Raw genomic sequence first — 16,807 nt, 5'->3', positions numbered from 1 at the left:
CGGGCCGTGAGGGTCCGGTCCCCGGCCCGCGCCGCCCGCCGCGAGCGCGGAGAGAGGGCGGAGGGAGGGCGGCCGGGCTTACGGCCGCAGGACGACCTTCACCGCCCCGTCGGCCTTCTTCTGGAACATCTCGTAGGCCTGGGGCGCCTTCTTCAGCGGCACGTGGTGGGTGGCGAAGTCGTCCACGCCCAGCACGTCCTCGTCCGTCAGCAGCGGCATGATCTCCGGGACCCAGCGCCGCACGTTGGCCTGCCCCATGCGCAGCTGGATCTGCTTGTCGAACAGGGTGAGCATCGGCAACGGGTCGGTCATCCCGCCGTAGACGCCGATGATCGAGATGGTGCCGCCGCGACGTACCGCGTCGATGGCGAGCTGGAGGGCGGCCAGCCGGTCCACGCCCGCCGTGGTCATCAGCTTCTCGGCGATCTTCTTCGGCAGCAGCCCGGTCGACTTCTGCGCCATCTGGGCGACCGCGCTGCCGTGGGCCTCCATGCCCACCGCGTCGATGACCGCGTCCGCGCCGCGCCCGCCGGTCCTCTCCCGGACGACGTCGGCGACGTCGTCGTACTCGGTGAGGTCCAGCACGTCCACGCCACGGGCCCGGGCCCGCTCCAGCCGCTCGGGCACCAGGTCGACGCCGATCACCTTCTCCACCCCCAGGTGCAGCGCGATCCGGCAGCACATGTCGCCGATGGGGCCCAGGCCCAGCACGACCAGCGAACCGCCCTTGGGAGCGTCCGCGTAGGCCACCGCCTGCCAGGCCGTCGGCAGTACGTCCGACAGGTACAGGAAGCGGTCGTCGGCCGGCCCCTCGGGCACCTTGATCGGCCCGTAGTGCGCCTGCGGCACCCGCAGGTACTGGGCCTGGCCGCCGGGCACCTGGCCGTAGAGCTTGGTGTAGCCGAAGAGCGAGCCGCCGGTGCCGAACTTGCGGTTCTGGGTGGTCTCGCACTGGGTCTGGAGGTCCTGCGAGCACATGAAGCAGCTGCCGCAGGCGATCTGGAACGGCATCACCACACGGTCTCCGGGGGAGAGGTTCGGCACCTCGGGACCGACCTCCTCCACGATGCCCATCGGCTCGTGCCCGAGGATGTCGCCCTCCGTCATGAACGGGGTCAGCACGTCGTACAGGTGCAGGTCCGAGCCGCACAGCCCGCTCGACGTGATCCGCACCACCGCGTCCGTCGGTTCGCGGACCGCCGGGTCGGGGACCTCGTCCACCCGCACGTCGCGCCGGCCGTGCCAGACCACTGCCTTCATCGCTCTCCACCTCTCTTCACAGGGAACCGGCCGGGTACCCCGGTGCGGGCCGGCCAGTCCCCGCCCCGCCGCCCGGACGGGCACGTTAGGGGAGAGGCAAACGAGGTATCCGGTGTTCATGCTGCTGCTCAGGCCCCCCGGGGTGTACGCGCCGCAGGACGACACCTGGCTGCTGAGGCAGGCGCTGCACGACGCCGCGCTCGCCCCCGGAGCCCGCGTCCTGGATCTCTGCACGGGCACCGGAGTGCTCGCCATGACCGCGCTGCGGATGGGCGCGGCCGAGGCGGTGGCGCTGGATGCCTCGCCCCGTGCCGTGCTCGCCGCCCGCTGCAACGCCTGGCTGCACCGGCTGCCGCTGGCGGTACGGCGCGGCGACCTCACCGACGCCCTGGCCGAGGCGGAGCACGGGCGCCCCTTCGACCTGGTCCTCACCAACCCGCCCTACGTGCCCTCCCCGCGGCGCGAACTGCCCCGCAGGGGCGCGGCGATGTGCTGGGACGGCGGGCCGGACGGCCGAGCGGTGCTGGACCGGCTGTGCGCGTACGCGCCCTCGCTGCTGGCCCCGGGCGGCACCATGCTGATGGTCCACTCCGCGCTGTGCGGCACGCAGGTGACGCTGGGTCTGCTGCGCGAGCGGGGGCTGAAGTCCTCGGTGGTGGCCCGCACCACCATCCCGTTCGGCCCGGTGCTGCGCGAGCGCGCCGCCTGGCTGGAGGAGCGGGGCCTGATCGCCCCGGGGCAGCGCACCGAGGAACTGGTGGTGGTCCGTGCCGACCGTCCCTGAACCCGCCGGTGACGACCGCGCCCGGCGCGTGGTGATCGACCCCGAGGGCCCGGTGCTGGTGGAGGGCCCGGTGGAGGTCGTCCTCCCCGACGGCCGCGTCGCCCGCTCGGACCGCTTCACGGTCGCCCTGTGCACCTGCCGCCGCAGCCACCGCTATCCGTGGTGCGACACCAGCCACCGCCGCAAGGAGCGACGCCCGAGGCCCGCGGGCACGGACCCGGAGGGGAAAGCGGACAGGGAGGCGGAGGCGGGCGGGGGCCGGGGCTGACCCGGTCCTCGCCCGCCTGCCCCGGCCCCGGGTACCCGTCAGACCTCCAGCGGGCGCCGCAGTGAGGTGGTGCCGGCACGCCAGGCGCTCAGCAGACGGTCCGCCAGGCGCTCCTCCAGCAGCTCGGTGGCGCGGATGCCGAACACCACATCGGCGGCCAGCTCCGGCTCGCGCGTCAGCAGATCGCCGATGACGTCCCGTCGCATCACCTGCTCGTGCACGGCGTCCGCCTCGATGTGCTCGGTGAAGAACAGCACGCACTCGGGCGCGGCGCCCAACCGCTCCAGCGCCCTGGCCATCTTCCGGGCACTGGGCGCGGTGCTGATCTCGGCCGCCGCGAAGTGGCCCACCAGCGCGCCGCGCAGGGACCGGTGCAGTCCGCACAGCGACATCAGGTTCACCCCGGCGACGATCGGGGCGGGCACGTCGTCGAGATAGCGCAGATAGGACGGGTCCAGGCCCGCGCCCGCCATCAGGTCCGCGAACAGCCGTGCGTGCACCCGCTCCCCGCGGCCCCCGCCGAACTCGTCGTACTCCACCGCCACCAGCGAGGCCTTGGCCTGGCCGTCGAGACGGGGGATGACCCAGGCGTGCGGGTCGGCCTCCTTGAGGTGGTAGACCGAGCGGTGCGCGATGTACTCGCGCATCTGCCACCACTCGCCCTCGCGCAGCAGGAAGTCCGACACCCCGCCGCCCTCGGCCGGCTCCACCAGCAGCGGCTCCAGCGCGGCGGACACGTCCGAGTCCGAGGCCGTGCCGGTGAGGGTGTCGCGGCGCAGGGCGCTCAGGAAGACCCGCTCCAGACCGGCGCGCAGTCGCAGCAGGTCCGGATCCCACTCCCACTCGGCCGCCACGCCCGCGAAGCCCCGGTAGTGCAGCTCGTAGCAGACGTACAGGGCCAGTTGCAGATCCTCGCCGTACGGGTCGGCCCTCTCCACCGCCGCCCCGAGGGACGACGGCAGCCGAGCGGGCGGCGGGGCGGCCAGGGCCGCCAGCACCGCTGAGCTCAACTCGCCGCGCGGCGAAGGAAGTTCCGCTGTGACGGCGCCCGAGGGGGCGCCGGTGGCGGAGCCGGCCGTACCGGCGGCGGTACCGGTGGTGGTCGTCATGCCTGCTTGTGCTCCCTCGCGTCGGTCTGGGCGGCCAGCATTTCCACCACGGCCCGGGGGCCGCCCCGCGCCCAGGCACGCCGCTGCCTCTCGGCTCCGGTGCCGCCCTCGCGCACCGCCTCCAGCAGCCGCCGTACGGCCTCGGTGTCGCCGGTCTCCTCCAGGGCGGGCGCGACGTGCCGCAGCAGCGCCTGAAGCAGCTCGCCGGCCGGCACACGGGCGCGGGTGACCGGATCGACTCCGTCACCCCGCAGCCCGTAGCGCGCCGCGGCCCACACCGCGGCCCGGGCCGCCCGCTCGTCCAGTTCCGGCTCCGGCACCCCCGCCGCCAGTTCGGCCAGCGCCCGGCGCACCAGGGCACGGCCCAGCGCGGCCTGGAGCACCGCGTCGTCGACGGTGGCCGCCGCGTCCGCGACCCGGAACTCGACCGTGGGCAGCCACGGCGAGGGGCGCATCAGCCAGAAGCTCATCCGGTCGTCGATCAGCGCCCCGTAGGACACCAGCCGCTCCACCTCCGCGTCGTGGAAGGCGGCGTCGGGGAAGCGGGGAGGCATCCCGGCGGCGGGGAAGCGCAGCTGCTCCATCATGCGCCAGCTGGCGTAACCGCGGTCGCGGCCCTCGCAGAAGGGGGAGTTGGCCGACAGCGCCAGCAGTGTCGGCAGCCAGCGCCGCACCCGGTTGACCACGGCCACCGCCGTCTCCCGGTCCGGCACACCCACATGGACGTGGCAGCCGCACACCTGGTAGTCGTCCACGATGTCGGCGAAGAGCTCCGAGATGCGGCGGAAGCGCTCCCCCTCGGCCACCGGAGGACGCCCGTCGCTCAGCACGGCCGTCCCGGAGGACAGCAGCAGCAGACCCTCCTCCCGGGCGGCGTCCACCAGCCGGGCGCGGTCCTCCGCCAGCTCCCTGCGGATCTCCTCCAGCGAGGTGCACACCCCGGTGGCGGACTCCACCTGGCTGGAGAGGAACTCCGCCTTGTAGCCGGAGCCGTCGGCGGCGGACGCCTCGTGGTGGGCGCGGCGCAGCACCGCCTGGGCACCGGCCACGGTGCGGGCGGTCGTCGGGTCGGCCAGGAGGAACTCCTCCTCGACCCCCATGGTCAGTCCCCCGGTGGTTCCATCCCTGGTCACGGCAGTGTGGGTACCCCCGGCCCGTCCGGCGAAACGGGCGGGGGTTTTCCGGGGTGGGCCACGGGTACCGCGACCGTTCGCACTCGGCGCCACCGGGCGGACGGCCGGACCCGGTGGCGCGCCGGGGCCCGGCGCGGGCCCCGAGGGCGGCCGGCCGACGACAGCTCACGGAAGGAAACCCCCCCACATGGCGGGACGGCAGGAGACGACGGACATCAGCGGGCACGGCGGGCACGACGAGAGCGCAGTGGCGCTGCTCATGCGGCAGCACGGCGAGATCCGCAACCTCTTCGACGAGGTGGAGGCCACCGAGGGCGACGCGCGACGGGACGCCTTCCACCGCCTGGTGAGGCTTCTGGCGGTGCACGAGACCGCCGAGGAGGAGGTGGTCCACCCCTACACCCGGCGCAACGTCGACGGCGGCGAGGGCGTGGTGGAGCAGCGCCTGGAGGAGGAGAAGAAGGCCAAGCAGGAGCTGAAGGACCTGGAGGACATGGATCCGGACAGCCCGGACTTCATGCCCCGGCTGGAGGCGCTGCGGCACGACGTGGAGGCGCACGCCCGGGCCGAGGAGCGCTACGAGTTCATCCACATCGCGCGCAACGCCGAGCCCGAGCGGCTGCGGACCATGGCCAAGGCCCTGAAGGCGGCGGAGGCCACCGCGCCCACCCGCCCGCACCCGGGGGCGGAGACGGCCGCGGAGAACCTGGCCGTCGGCCCGCTGGCCGCCGTGGCCGACCGGGCCCGCGACGCCGTGCGCAAGGTCACGGGCGGCCGCTGAGCCGGAGGCGCGGACCGAAAGGGCCGCCCCCTCCCCCCGCGGGGGGAGGGGGCGGCCCGGCCGCGTGCGCGGGGCGCGCACGCGGGGAGCGCTCAGGCCCGCTGCCGCTCGCGCAGCGAGGGGTCCGGGTGCTCACCCTCGGTGTTCAGCCGGTACTCGCCCCCGAACATCTCCCGGTGCCGGTCGATGACCCGCTCGCTCGGCGGCTCCTCGCCGCCGTGGATCTGCTCCTGCATCCGCTCGAAGCGCTCGTGCGCCTCGCGCACGTACCCCGCGCCCAGCGTCGTCAGGTCCAGCTGGGTGGCCAGCAGCTCGCGGATGTAGCCCTTGTTGGGCTCGAAGGTCAGCACGTTCGGCAGCTCCGGCGCCAGGACCTCCTCCGGCTCGCGGCCGTCGTGCCGCCGCATCAGGTCGCAGGCCAGGTGCAGGTGCTCCAGCTCCATGTTCAGGTGCAGCTCCCAGACCGCCCTGACCTTCGGGTCGCTCTCCTGCTGCATGAACGAGTAGTACAGGTAGCACTCGTTGTACTCGTGGTTGACCAGCCGCTCCCACCACGTCTCGCCCGGGTCCACCAGCGACTCGTAGTGCGTGACGTGCTCCTCCTCGATGAGCCCGATCTCCTGGTAGAGCCGGCGGGCGATCGGCTCCATGTACTGCGGGCCGACGTTCATGTAGAAGTTCATGGTCTGCTGCTCGGCCGACATGATCGTCAGCGCGTGCAGCTTGGAGAGCGGGTTCGCGCGGTTCCTGTCGTACGGGTCGCGCACGTTGTCGGCCGGGTGGCGGTGGTGGTACTTGGTCGGCCGGCCCGGGATGACCTCGGTGACCTGGTCGACGATCTTCTCGGCCTTGCGGTGCTCGATCATCTCGTAGAGGTTCGAGTACCGGTACAGGTGGTCGAAGTCCTCCAGGACGCCGAACTGGTACGCCTGCTTGAGGTACGGGTCCGGTTCCATCCGGGCGACCCAGGCGGTGAGGTCGACGGCCACCTGCTCGTAGGCGATCGTCGTCTCCAGCACCGAGGACAGGCCCGGCAGCAGCCAGTTGACCGTCTTCTGCTGCTGCTGCTCGATGTACCGCACCTCGGCGAGCTGCCGCTTGACGTCCATGTCCGGGCACACCCGGGCGAAGTGGTGGCTGAACATGATCGCCTCCACCTCGATGCCGTTCATCGTGATGATGCGGCAGCGGGTGTAGGGGTCGGCGTGGTTCGGGTCGATCGGCTCGACGTCGAGTTCGCGCCAGTTGCGGAGCTGCCGGCCCAGCGGGATGCCGCGCTGCTCCAAGGGGTTGAAGGTCACCTGGTTCCTCCTGCTCGTCCACTGCGCTGACGCGTCCGGGACGCGGCCGCCTCACGGCTGCTCCGCGGTCCGGCCGTTCCCCCGGCACCGGACGCGATGCGCCTGGGTACCCGTGCCGCCGCCCCCGAAACAGCGCGATCGGGGCGCGGCCGGGCGCACCGCGCGTTTCCGCCCGGTACCGGCGGGTACCGGGCGGGTCGATGAGAGCCGACCGGATCACCGACGCGTGCGCGCCCCTGACCGACACCGGGACCCGGAGGGAGACCGACCATGGCTGACGAGAACGAGCCCACCGCGGCGGGCGACGAGAGCAGGCCCGAACTGGCCGAGGAGGACGCCACCGTCAACGACGACGAGACCCCCGGCCTGCCGCCCGAGGGAGAGCCCGCCACCGGTCCCAGCCCCGGCGACTCGGCGCTGGACGCCCCCTACGACCCGGGCGGCCGCCCCGAGGACGAGGGCATCCCCGACCTGCAGAACGGCATGCCCGAGCAGGAGTGGATGAACGACCCGCAGCAGATGCCCGTCCCCGGTGAGCGCCCGGTGGCCGCCGAGGAGTGGGGCACCACCTACTCCGAGCAGGTGGAGGGCAAACCCCTGGGCGACCGGCTGGCCGAGGAGGAGCCCGACGTGGGCGAGACCTCCCGGGCCTCCGGCCCGCCGGAGGAGGAGACCGGCCAGCTCAGCGACGACCCGCTCGGCGAGCGGCCCGCCAACCAGGACGTGTTCTCCCACGAGTCCGCGGCCGAGGGGCTGTCCCCGGAGGAGTCGGCCGTCCACACCGTCGAGGAGGACCGCGACATCGGCCAGCTCAGGGGCGAGGAGGACACCGAGCAGACCGGTCCGCCCGAGGGCGTGGGCGAGGTCGGCCCGTCCGGCGAGGGCGAGGGGACCGGAGTGCGTCCCGAGCCCGGAAGGAGCCGCCGGCCGTGAGCGCTTCCCCCGCCGAAAACGAGTCGTACTGGCTGGCGACCGCCCCCGTCACCCCCGGGACCACCCACCCGCCGCTGGAGCCCGGCAGCGGCACCGACACCGACGTCGTGGTGGTCGGCGGCGGCATCGCGGGCCTGTGCACAGCCTGGGAGCTCGCCCGCGTCGGCCGCCAGGTCACCGTCGTGGAGGCCGACCGGATCGCCGCCGGGGTCACGGGCCACACCACCGCCAAGGTCAGCGCCCTGCACGGCATGGTCTACGACGAGCTGCGCGGCAAGCACGGCGCCGACGGCGCCCGGATGTACGCGCTCTCCCAGCAGGACGCGATCGGGCACCTGGCCGCGACCGTCGCCGAGCTGGACGTGGACTGCGAGCTGGAGCGCGTGCCCGCCTACACCTGGGCCGAGTCCGAGGAGACGGCCGAGAAGCTGCGGGCCGAGGCCGAGGCCGCCGCCGAGGCCGGCCTGCCCGCCGCCTACGTCACCGAGACCGGTCTGCCGTTCCCCGTCCGGGGCGCGGTGCGCGTGGCCGACCAGGCGCAGTTCCACCCGCGCAAGTTCCTCCTGGCGCTCGCACAGGACCTGGTGCGGCGCGGCGGGCGGATCGCCGAGCGCACCCGCGTGGTGGGCCTGGAGGAGGGCGAGCCGTGCAAGGTGATCGCGGAGAACGGCGCCACGGTCACCGCGAACGCCGTCGTCGTGGCCACCCACTACCCCGTCTTCGACCGCGCGCTGCTGTTCTCCCGGCTGGAGCCGCACCGCGAACTGGTCGTCGCCGCCGCGATCCCCGCCGAGCAGGACCCGGCCGGGATGTACCTGACCCCCGAGAACGACACCCGCTCGGTGCGCACCGCGCCCTACGGCCAGGGGCGGCGGCTCCTGATCGTCACCGGTGAGAAGTTCCTGCCGGGCACGGCCGAGGTCACCGAGCGCTTCGAGAGGCTGGAGGCCTGGACGCGCGAGCGTTTCCCCGACGCCCGGGTCGTCCACCGCTGGGCCACCCAGGACAACAGCTCCACCGACCGGGTGCCGTACATCGGGCCGTTCCACCCCGGCGCGCGCCACACCTACGTCGCCACCGGCTTCGGCGGCTGGGGGATGGCGAGCGGGGTGCTGGCGGGCCGGCTGCTCGCCCGGTACGTCACCGGCGGCGACCTGCCGGCCTGGGCGAAGCTGTACGACCCCCGGCGGCTGCCCGGCTTCCGCGAGGCACCCTCGCTGCTGGGCCTGCAGGCCACCGTCGCCAAGCACTTCGTCGGCGACCGGCTGCGCCCCTCCCACGCCGACTCCGTCGACGACATCGCCCCGGGCGGCGGCGCGGTCGTACGGGTCGGCGGGAGCCGCTGCGCCGTCCACCGCGACGCCGACGGGCAGCTGCACGCCGTCTCGGCCCGCTGCACCCACCTGGGCTGCCTGGTCCACTTCAACGACGCGGAACTGGCCTGGGAGTGCCCGTGCCACGGCTCGCGCTTCGCCACGGACGGCTCGGTGATCCAGGGCCCCGCGACCCGTCCGCTGGAGCGGCGCGACCTTGAGTGACCACCGCGCCCACCGCCGCGGCGGTGATGCAGCAGACGGCCGTCCACTGGGCGGAGAGCATCTCGCCCAGGATCGCCGGCCCCGCGAGCCCGGCCGCGACCGGCTCGAGGTTCTGCAGCACGCCCACCACCCGGGGCGGCAGCCTGCGCAGGGCGGCCGACTCCAGCGAGTAAGGACCGGCGGCCGAGAGCACCGCCACGGCCGGCCCGGCCGACAGCACCTCCGGTCGGGCCAGCCGGGCGCCGCTCTCGGCCACACCGGCCGGTACCCACAGCAGCGCCGCCCAGGCCACCGCGAGGGCGAGCGGCGAGCCGTCGACCGCGAGTCGCCCGGCCCGCCTGCTCAGCAGGAGGTAGGCGCCCATCGCCACGGCGCCCGCCGGGGCGAGGGCGACGCCCGCCGCGGGCAGGGGGCGCCCGGCTCCCGGACCGCCCGTGAAGGACGGGGCGGTGAACAGCAGCAGTCCCGCACCCGCCGGCAGACCCCTGGAGGACCTGGGGGATCAGATCCGCACGCCGTTGGCGCGCAGATAGGCCAGCGGGTCGATGTCCGAGCCGTAGCCGGGGCCGGTGCGGATCTCGAAGTGCAGGTGGGGGCCGGTGCTGTTGCCGGTGGATCCCGAACGCCCGATCCGCTGGCCGGCGTTGACCTGCTGGCCGGAGCGCACGGAGATCGCCGACAGATGGGCGTACTGGCTGTAGCGGCCGTCGGAGTGCCGGATGACCACCTGGTAACCGTACGCGCCGCCCCAGCCGGCCGAGACGACCTGCCCGCGGCTGACGGCCTGCACCGAGGTGCCCGTGGAGACGGGGAAGTCTATGCCGGTGTGGTAGCCGCTGGACCAGCCGCTGCCCGACTGGCGGTACGCGGTGGTGGGGGAGACGCCGCTGACGGGCGCGGCGTAGCCGGGGGAGGTCTGCGCCTCGGAGCTCTTGCGCTCGGCCCGCTCGGGCTCGGCCTGCGCCCTGATCTTCTCCCGCGGTTTCTCCCGGGGCTTGTCCTTCTCCGCCGGCTTGGCCTGCTCCTTCGGCTTCTCCCGGGCCTCGGGTTTGGCCTGTGCCTCCGGTCTCTCCTGCGCCTTCGGCTTCTCCTCGGCCTTCGGCACGCTCTTCTGCCGGGGCACGGTGGTGCTCCGGCCGGGGGCGTCGTCCTGCTGTGTCCGGGCCGCGCCGCCCTGCTGGAGGTTGAGCCGCTGTCCGGGGAAGATCAGGTCCGGGTCGCCGCCCACGACCGTGCGGTTGCGCTCGTACAGTGCCTGCCAGCCGCCGCGCACGTCGTGCTCGTCGGCGATCCCGGAGAGGGTGTCGCCGCCCGCCACCACATGGGTCCGGCCGCCGTCGGAGGGCTTGTCGGCGGGCTTCGCGGCCGGTTTCGAGGTCCCGGCCCGCGTCTGTGCCTGCGTCTGGGTACGGGGCTGGTTGCCCTCCGTCCCGGAGGCGGTCTCCGCGGTGGTGCCGGAACCCCGGTGCTCCCAGGTCAGACCGGCCCGGGTCGAGCACACCGGCCAGGCGGCCGGGCCCTGCCCGTCGAGCACCCGCTCGGCGACGGCTATCTGCTCGTCCCTGGTGGCGAGATCGGCACGCGGAGCGTAGGCGGTACCGCCGAATTCCTGCCAGGTGCTCTGCTTGAACTGTAAACCGCCGTAGAAACCGTTACCGGAGTTGATATTCCAGTTCCCGCTGCTCTCGCACGCGGCGACCTTGTTCCAGATCTCCTCGGGCGCGGCGTGGGCGGCGGTGGCCCCGATCAGCGGGATGGCGATTCCGGCCCCTCCCGCGGTGACGGTCAGCGACGCGCGGGAAACCGCGTTGGGCTTGTAACGGCGATGACGCCCTTTTCCGGCCACAGCCGGTCCCTCCCCTACGCCGTACCCGGCGATCCGTCAGTTGAGCTTTCACGCAATTGCGTTGGCGAGCGCGCCAAAGATAGACGCGCTTTCCGTATCACGGCAAGAGCCCGCCTCCGGCGCTCACCGTGAAAGCCCCGGGAACGGCACAGCCCGGCGCAGGCCGGCACAGCACCGCGCACAACGGCGCGGAAACAGCGCGCGCCGGCACGGAAACGGCGCGGAAAGGAAGAACGAACTCACGCCTCCGCCGCGGCGAGCACCTCGTCGGCGGCCTTCCGGTCGAGGGCGACGCGCACCAGCCCCGCGGCCAGCCGGGGCAGTTCCTCCCGGGGCACCAGCCGTGCCAGCTCCCGGGACGAGGCGGGCAGCCCCAGCCGCCGCGCGCCCTCGCGGGTCCTGCGGTCGAGGTACGGAGCGAACTCCGGCCAGACGCCCTGGGCTTCGCGCAGGAAGATGTCGGCCCCGGTCGGCCCGATGCCGGGGAAGCGCTGGAGCCGTTCGCTCACCCCGCTCTCCTCGCGCAGCCCGCGCAGATCCCCCCGGTAGCGCTGGAGGAGCAGCTCCGCGCCGTCGCCGAGCTGGGTGGCCGTCCGCTCGTCGTACCGCCGGTAGCCGCCCGCGCCCAGCGCGTCCACCCGCCGCTGCCAGGCCGACTCGGCCATGCTCCGCGCGTCGCCCAGCCCGGCGTCGAACAGGGCGCGGGCCGCGGACACCGCGGTGTCCGCCCGGATGCGGGCGCTCAGCAGCAGTGAGAGCACCAGCAGCCGGTACAGCGGCACGGGGGTGTTCCGCAGCCGGATGCCCGCCTCCCGCGCGTACGTGCGGCCGTGGAGCTCCAGCAGCGCGCGCACCGCGGCGGCGTCGCGCTCCCGCGACCCCGCGCGCCGGCCCGCGTCCGCCCGCGCGTTCCTCTCTCCGCCCGGCTCGGTCATGGCCGCATCACTCCAACAGGTCGCTCATCGCCTCGGCGGCGCGGACGGCCGCGTCGCCGCAGCAGTTGTTGAACAGCACGTGCACCCGGTCGGTCCGCTCCGCCAGCGTCCGTATCCGCGGAACCCACTCGGCCAGTTCCTCCCCGGTGTAGCGGTGCCGGTAGGAGTCCTCCTTGGAACCGGTGCCCCAGTGCGGGCTGCGGCCGTGGAAGCGGACCACCGACAGATGTGGCGCGGTCGCGGCGGCGACCGGCGGCACGGACGCGGGCAGGCCGCGTGCGGTGTCCACCGCGACCAGCGCCGCGCCGTGGCGCTTGGCGAGGTCGGCCGTGCCGGCGGCGCGCTCGGGCGCGTACCAGCGAGGGTCGCGGAACTCCACCGCCGTGCGCCACCCCAGTGCGCTCGCGCGCCCCAGGCACCGCTCCAGGAACGCCTCCGCACCGGGTCCGGGCCGCAGCGACGGCGGGAACTGCATCAGCACCGCGCCCAGCCGTCCGGCCGCGCGCAGCGGCTCCAGCGCGTCCGCGAAGCGCCGCCACACCTCCTCCACGGCCGCCGGTCCCAGCGCGTCGGCCCGCACCCGGGCGTTCGCGTGGGCACCGGCCGGGCGCAGCTGTGCCGGAAGCGAGCCGACCCGAGTGGAGTGGCCTGTGAGCAGGGAGAACGCCTTGACGTCGAAGACGAACCCGTCGGGAGTGCGCTCGGCCCACAGCCGGCTGTTGCGTGTGCTGGGCAGCCCGTAGTACGTCGAGTCCACCTCGACCAGGCCGAAGCGCCCGGCGTAGTACCGCAGCCGACCCTCCGCATCTCCGGCCGAGGAGGGGTACCACCCGCTGCCGATCAGCGCGGGGTCCGTCCACGAGCAGGTGCCGACCAGAATGTTTCCCATGGTCGCCGGGTACCCGCGCCGCGTCGGCGAGATCCGCCGTCGGGAAGCATTCGGGGATCCCCGGGCTCCGGGCCCCGGGCCCCGTGGAGAGGAGCGAGGCCATGTCCGCTGAGGACGAGGGCACGGACAGGGAGCGGCGCGCCCGTGAGATCGCCGAGGAGGCCGAGCGGACGCGGAACCCGGGCAACGCCACGTACGGTCCGGGCCAGGAGCGGCCCCAAAGCGGTGAGGACACGGGCACGGGTGAGGACCACTGGGAGCCCGGCGGCGAGGAGGAACCGGGAGCCTCTCCGCTGGGCAAGGGCGATGTGCATGCCGTGGCCGCCGATGACATGGAGCAGCCCGAGATCGCCGCGGGGCCGACTCCGGGGATGCAGCCGGGCGAGACCGTGGAGCGCGGCCCCTGGACCCCGCCGGTGGAGGTGGACCCGCCGGCCGGCCGCAACCTGCCGCGCGACGCGGCGGGGGAGCGGGACGCGGTGCGGGAGCAGGAGGAGGAGGGCGGCCCCTGAGCGCCCTCACGGGGAACGCTCTCGCAGGGAGCGCCCCCGTGGGAGGCGTCCTCATGGGTGCGGCCCGCCGCTCGGCGGGCCGCACCGCTCAACCGCCCTCGGGACGCTCGCCCTTGGGGCCGCGGCCGCGCTCGGTGCGCGGTCCGGAGGAGCGCCAGTGCGGGTCCTGCCGCAGCGACTCGTTCGCCTCCTCGTTCGCGTGCCGGTCGGGCACACCGCCGCGCTCCGCCTCCTTGCGGCGCCGGGCGCGCTGCTTGTCGTATTCCTTGCTTCCGGGTTCGGGCATGTCCATCACCTCGCCGCGCGCGGGTGCCCACCGCCCCGGGAGCCGAAACGGCCTCCGCCCCGCCGGCGGGGCGGGGCGGAGGCGCCGGATCACTTGTTGACGCAGACGTTCCCGGAGGACGAGTTCAGCGCGCCGATGACGTTCAGCTGGTTGCCGCAGACGTTGAGGCCGAGGTCGACCGGGACCTGGATCGCGTTGCCGCTGAGGACGCCGGGGGATCCGAAGGCCACCGCGCCGGCGTAGGCGCCGTAGCCGCCGTCGTGGCCGCCTCCGCGGCGGTCGTCCCCACCCCTGCGGTGGTCGTCCCCGCCCTTGCGGTGGTCGTTCCCGCCCTTGCGGTGGTCCTTCTTCCCGTGCCCCTTCTCGCGGTCCTTGCCGTCGTCCTTCCCGTGCTCCTTCTCCTGACCCTTCTTGTGGCCCTTCTTGTGGCCCTTCCCGTCGTCTTTCTTCCGGTCCTTCTTGTGACCGTCGCCGTGGTGGCCCTGCTGGTGGCCGCCCTTGTGACCGCCGGGCTGGTCTCCGCAGGCAGACGCGGCTCCCGCGCCGCCGAGAACCAGGGCGCAGGCGGCCGCGGCGATCGCGGCGGTCTTGGCGATACGGATCATCGCCGTTCTCCTTTCGGGATTCTTCGAACCGTGGTCGATCCGGGCTGTGAATGGGTTGTCCGGTCCGGAGGCGGTCCAACAGGGGTGATGCGCGGGACCACCCGGAGGGCCCAGCGGGATCACCGTTTCGGTGCTCTCCTGTGGGCCGTACCGCCGCAAGCGGATGCCGTATACGCCGGACGCTGATCCGAGCGGTCACACGCTCGGCGCAACCCCCGCGCGTCACCTCCGAGGGAGGTGCACACGTCTGCCATGGTTTGCTCCGATTTGAACGGTATCGATCGGAGAAAGTCCATGCGTGTTTCCCTGGGGCTCACCAGCCGAGGAGTGCTGTGCGCACTGGCAGCCGCGGCCCTGGCGATGGCGATGCCGCCGACCGCGGCGGCGCCCGCGCCCGGCGAGGCGCCGCGCATCCCCTTCGGGGAGCGGTACCGCGCCACGCAGCACGGCGGCATCGTGCGCGCCGCCAACTCCGCGGCCACCTGCCTCGCCCCCGCCGCCACCGGCACGCCGCCGTGCGCACAGGCCCGGAAGGGAGCGGCGAAGGGGAACAACGGCGACTACGAGATGACCTACGTCGACATCGACGACGACCCCAACACCTACAACTCCGGCAGCGCGGAGCTGCGCCTGCCCGCCGGGGCGCGCGTCACCTACGCCCGGCTGTACTGGGGCGGCAACCTCCGGGTCGGCGAGCAGAAGCCCCCCGAGGACAACGGACGCGTGCTGATCGCCGAACCGGGCGGCCGGTACAAGGAGGTCCTCGCCGACACCGTCATCGGCCACCGCCGCACCGCGGTCATGGACGGCTACACCGCCTCGGCCGACGTCACCGGCCTGGTCGCGCGGTCCGGCGGCGGCTCCTACACCGTCGCCCAGCTCAACGTCGCCGCGGGCCGCTCGCCCGCCGGAGCCTGGGGCGGCTGGACGCTGGTGGCCGCCTACGCCCACCCGAAGGAGCCGCTGCGCCATCTGGTGCTCATGGACGGCTACGAGGCCATGACCCCTTCCAGGGGCGCCCTCGAGATCACCGCCGAGGCCCTGCCGGTGCCGCCCGGGGCCTTTGGCGCCGCGGGCGTGGTGGCCTACGACGGCGACCGCGGCCGGGGCGGGGAGACGCTGACGGTGGGCACCGGCGCCGCGCCCGCCCACCGGGTGCGCGACGCGGCCAACCCCGCCGACGACCCCATGAACTCCACGATCACCGACCACGGCCGCCCGGCGCCCCGCGTGCCCGCCTACCCCGACACGCTGGGCTACGACTCCGACGTCCACGGCATCACCCCCGCGCTGGCGCGCGGCGGCGACTCGCTGACGTTCCGCTTCACCACCCGTGACGAGGGCTACCAGCTCGGAGCGGTCTTCCTGCAGGTCGACGCACGCCGCTGAGAGCCGCGGACCGGCGCCCTCGGCGCGACGTCAGAACGCTTCGGCGAATGGGGAGTTCACGCATGTCCCACATCGATCGGCAAGCGGTTCCCACGACGGTGCTGCACTTCTCCCAGCCAGTGGACGGCGGGGTGGCCAGGGTCGTCACCGACCTGGTCCGCGCCCAGACCGCGGCGGGAACGCGCGCCGTGGTGGCCTGCCCGCCCGGCGGCGCGCTGGGCCGGGACGCCGCCGCGGCCGGCGCGGAAGTGGCCGACTGGCCCGCGCTGCGCGAACCGGGACCGGGCCTGTACGGCGAGGCGGTGCGGGCCGCCCGGCTGGTGCGGCGCGTCCGCCCCGACCTGGTGCACACGCACAGCGCCAAGGCCGGACTGGCCCTGCGGCTCGCCCTGCGGGGCCGCGTCCCCACCGTCCACCAGCCGCACGCCTGGTCCTTCGACGCCGTCGGCGGGACGACCGCCCGGCTGGCCCTGTACTGGGAGCGGCTGGCGGCCCGCTGGGCGGACCGCGTGCTGTGCGTGGCCGGCGACGAGCTGCGGCACGGCGAGGCATCGGGGGTGCGCGCCCGCTGGGCGGTGGTCCACAACGGCGTGGACACCGGCCGCTTCCGCCCGGCGGACGAAGCCGCCCGCGCCCGCGCGCGCACCGCCCTGCACGCGCTCGCCGGGATGCCGCCGCACACCCCCCTGGCCGTCTGCGTCGGCAGGCTGTGCAGGCAGAAGGGGCAGGACGTACTGCTGCGGGCCTGGCCCGAGGTCGCCGCCCGCGTCCCCGGCGCCCGGCTGGTACTGGTCGGCGACGGCCCGTCGCGCCGGGAGCTGGCCTCGGCGGCGCCCGCGGGGGTGCTGTTCGCCGGGGCGGCACAGGACACGGCGGCCTGGTACGCGGCGGCCGACGCGGTGGTGCTCCCCTCCCGGTGGGAGGGGATGGCGCTCGTCCCGCTGGAGGCGATGGCCTGCGGCCGCCCGGTGGTGGCGACCGCGGTGACCGGCGCGACCGAGAGCCTCCCGCCGGGCCGCGCCGCCGACTTCCTGGTCCCGCCGGAGGACCCCGGCGCCCTGGCCCGAGCGCTGGCCTCGCTGCTGGCCGACCCGCCGCTCCGGCACGAGCTTGGGCTGCTGGCCGCCGAACACGTCCGGGCCTTCCACGACGTACGGCACACGGCCGAGCGGGTCGCGCGGCTGTACGCCGAGGTGCTGGCCGAGCGGTCCGCCGCCGCGCCCGCCCGCCGGCGGACC

The 16,807-nt window shown here is 74.4% G+C and carries 18 protein-coding genes; 8 read left to right on the top strand and 10 right to left on the bottom strand.

Going from position 1 to position 16,807, the window contains the following annotated elements; genetic code table 11:
• Window positions 1-78: 78 nt before the first annotated feature.
• A complete protein-coding gene (locus L7D48_RS14090) occupies window positions 79-1,260 on the bottom strand; it encodes a zinc-dependent alcohol dehydrogenase (protein WP_237879778.1) in 1,182 nt (393 codons plus the stop codon).
• Between the two features lie 118 nt (window positions 1,261-1,378).
• On the opposite strand from L7D48_RS14090, the gene L7D48_RS14085 reads away from it, so the two are divergent.
• Both L7D48_RS14085 and L7D48_RS14080 read left to right on the top strand, forming a co-directional pair.
• Window positions 1,379-2,044 carry a HemK2/MTQ2 family protein methyltransferase gene (locus tag L7D48_RS14085; RefSeq protein WP_237879777.1) on the top strand — a complete coding sequence of 222 codons (666 nt, stop codon included), beginning with the start codon at window positions 1,379-1,381 and terminating at the stop codon, window positions 2,042-2,044.
• The gene (locus L7D48_RS14080; protein ID WP_237879776.1) at window positions 2,028-2,312 is read left to right on the top strand and encodes a CDGSH iron-sulfur domain-containing protein; all 285 of its coding nucleotides are present in this window, start codon (window positions 2,028-2,030) and stop codon (window positions 2,310-2,312) included. The genes L7D48_RS14085 and L7D48_RS14080 overlap by 17 nt, the downstream gene beginning before the upstream one ends.
• Window positions 2,313-2,350: 38 nt before the next feature.
• On the opposite strand, the gene L7D48_RS14075 is transcribed toward L7D48_RS14080, so the two are convergent.
• Window positions 2,351-3,421, bottom strand: coding sequence for an iron-containing redox enzyme family protein (locus L7D48_RS14075; protein ID WP_237879775.1), 1,071 nt, complete (start codon window positions 3,419-3,421; stop codon window positions 2,351-2,353).
• Window positions 3,418-4,554, bottom strand: a complete 1,137-nt coding sequence (locus L7D48_RS14070; protein WP_237879774.1) for a glutamate--cysteine ligase — start codon at window positions 4,552-4,554, stop codon at window positions 3,418-3,420. Before L7D48_RS14070 ends, L7D48_RS14075 begins: the two co-directional genes overlap by 4 nt.
• Before the next feature lie 187 nt (window positions 4,555-4,741).
• Here L7D48_RS14070 and L7D48_RS14065 point away from each other — a divergent pair, with 187 nt between their 5' ends.
• Window positions 4,742-5,335, top strand: coding sequence for a hemerythrin domain-containing protein (locus L7D48_RS14065; protein ID WP_237879773.1), 594 nt, complete (start codon window positions 4,742-4,744; stop codon window positions 5,333-5,335).
• 92 nt (window positions 5,336-5,427) lie between these two features.
• Here the strand turns inward: L7D48_RS14065 and L7D48_RS14060 are convergent, their stop codons facing one another.
• Window positions 5,428-6,636 carry a hypothetical protein gene (locus L7D48_RS14060; protein ID WP_237879772.1) on the bottom strand — a complete coding sequence of 403 codons (1,209 nt, stop codon included), beginning with the start codon at window positions 6,634-6,636 and terminating at the stop codon, window positions 5,428-5,430.
• A gap of 270 nt (window positions 6,637-6,906) precedes the next feature.
• On the opposite strand from L7D48_RS14060, the gene L7D48_RS14055 reads away from it, so the two are divergent.
• Together L7D48_RS14055 and L7D48_RS14050 are read left to right on the top strand one after the other, a co-directional pair.
• Window positions 6,907-7,569: a hypothetical protein gene (locus L7D48_RS14055; RefSeq protein ID WP_237879771.1), complete on the top strand. Its 663-nt coding sequence runs from the start codon at window positions 6,907-6,909 to the stop codon at window positions 7,567-7,569.
• Window positions 7,566-9,107 (top strand): FAD-dependent oxidoreductase, encoded by a 1,542-nt coding sequence (locus L7D48_RS14050; protein WP_374492204.1) that lies wholly within the window; start codon window positions 7,566-7,568, stop codon window positions 9,105-9,107. The genes L7D48_RS14055 and L7D48_RS14050 overlap by 4 nt, the downstream gene beginning before the upstream one ends.
• Here L7D48_RS14050 and L7D48_RS14045 read toward each other — a convergent pair.
• The 4 genes from L7D48_RS14045 to L7D48_RS14030 form a co-directional block, all read right to left on the bottom strand.
• Window positions 8,992-9,471: an EamA family transporter gene (locus L7D48_RS14045; protein WP_237879770.1), complete on the bottom strand. Its 480-nt coding sequence runs from the start codon at window positions 9,469-9,471 to the stop codon at window positions 8,992-8,994. The genes L7D48_RS14050 and L7D48_RS14045 overlap by 116 nt on opposite strands.
• A 138-nt stretch (window positions 9,472-9,609) precedes the next feature.
• Entirely contained in the window at window positions 9,610-10,953 is a 1,344-nt protein-coding gene (locus L7D48_RS14040) for a transglycosylase family protein (RefSeq protein WP_237879769.1), read from the bottom strand.
• 239 nt (window positions 10,954-11,192) lie between these two features.
• The gene (locus tag L7D48_RS14035; protein ID WP_237879768.1) at window positions 11,193-11,888 is read right to left on the bottom strand and encodes an endonuclease; all 696 of its coding nucleotides are present in this window, start codon (window positions 11,886-11,888) and stop codon (window positions 11,193-11,195) included.
• A gap of 7 nt (window positions 11,889-11,895) precedes the next feature.
• A complete protein-coding gene (locus L7D48_RS14030) occupies window positions 11,896-12,777 on the bottom strand; it encodes a DUF72 domain-containing protein (protein WP_237879767.1) in 882 nt (293 codons plus the stop codon).
• A gap of 101 nt (window positions 12,778-12,878) precedes the next feature.
• Here L7D48_RS14030 and L7D48_RS14025 point away from each other — a divergent pair, with 101 nt between their 5' ends.
• Window positions 12,879-13,289: a hypothetical protein gene (locus tag L7D48_RS14025; RefSeq protein WP_237879766.1), complete on the top strand. Its 411-nt coding sequence runs from the start codon at window positions 12,879-12,881 to the stop codon at window positions 13,287-13,289.
• 88 nt (window positions 13,290-13,377) lie between these two features.
• On the opposite strand, the gene L7D48_RS14020 is transcribed toward L7D48_RS14025, so the two are convergent.
• Both L7D48_RS14020 and L7D48_RS14015 read right to left on the bottom strand, forming a co-directional pair.
• Entirely contained in the window at window positions 13,378-13,575 is a 198-nt protein-coding gene (locus L7D48_RS14020; RefSeq protein WP_237879765.1) for a hypothetical protein, read from the bottom strand.
• Window positions 13,576-13,664: 89 nt separating this feature from the next.
• Window positions 13,665-14,180, bottom strand: a complete 516-nt coding sequence (locus tag L7D48_RS14015) for a chaplin (protein WP_237879764.1) — start codon at window positions 14,178-14,180, stop codon at window positions 13,665-13,667.
• 294 nt (window positions 14,181-14,474) lie between these two features.
• On the opposite strand from L7D48_RS14015, the gene L7D48_RS14010 reads away from it, so the two are divergent.
• Both L7D48_RS14010 and L7D48_RS14005 read left to right on the top strand, forming a co-directional pair.
• Complete coding sequence (locus L7D48_RS14010; RefSeq protein WP_237879763.1) at window positions 14,475-15,569, top strand: hypothetical protein; 1,095 nt, start codon at window positions 14,475-14,477, stop codon at window positions 15,567-15,569.
• Between the two features lie 62 nt (window positions 15,570-15,631).
• Window positions 15,632-16,807 (top strand): glycosyltransferase family 4 protein (locus L7D48_RS14005; RefSeq protein ID WP_237879762.1); only part of this gene is annotated, 1,176 nt, incomplete at its 3' end.

It is taken from the genome of Streptomyces sp. ICN903, from assembly GCF_022015835.1.
In the GTDB taxonomy this organism is placed as follows: domain Bacteria; phylum Actinomycetota; class Actinomycetes; order Streptomycetales; family Streptomycetaceae; genus Streptomyces; species Streptomyces fenghuangensis.
The sequence above is the reverse complement of the archived record's forward strand: the minus strand, read 5'-3'. Positions and strand labels throughout refer to the sequence as shown.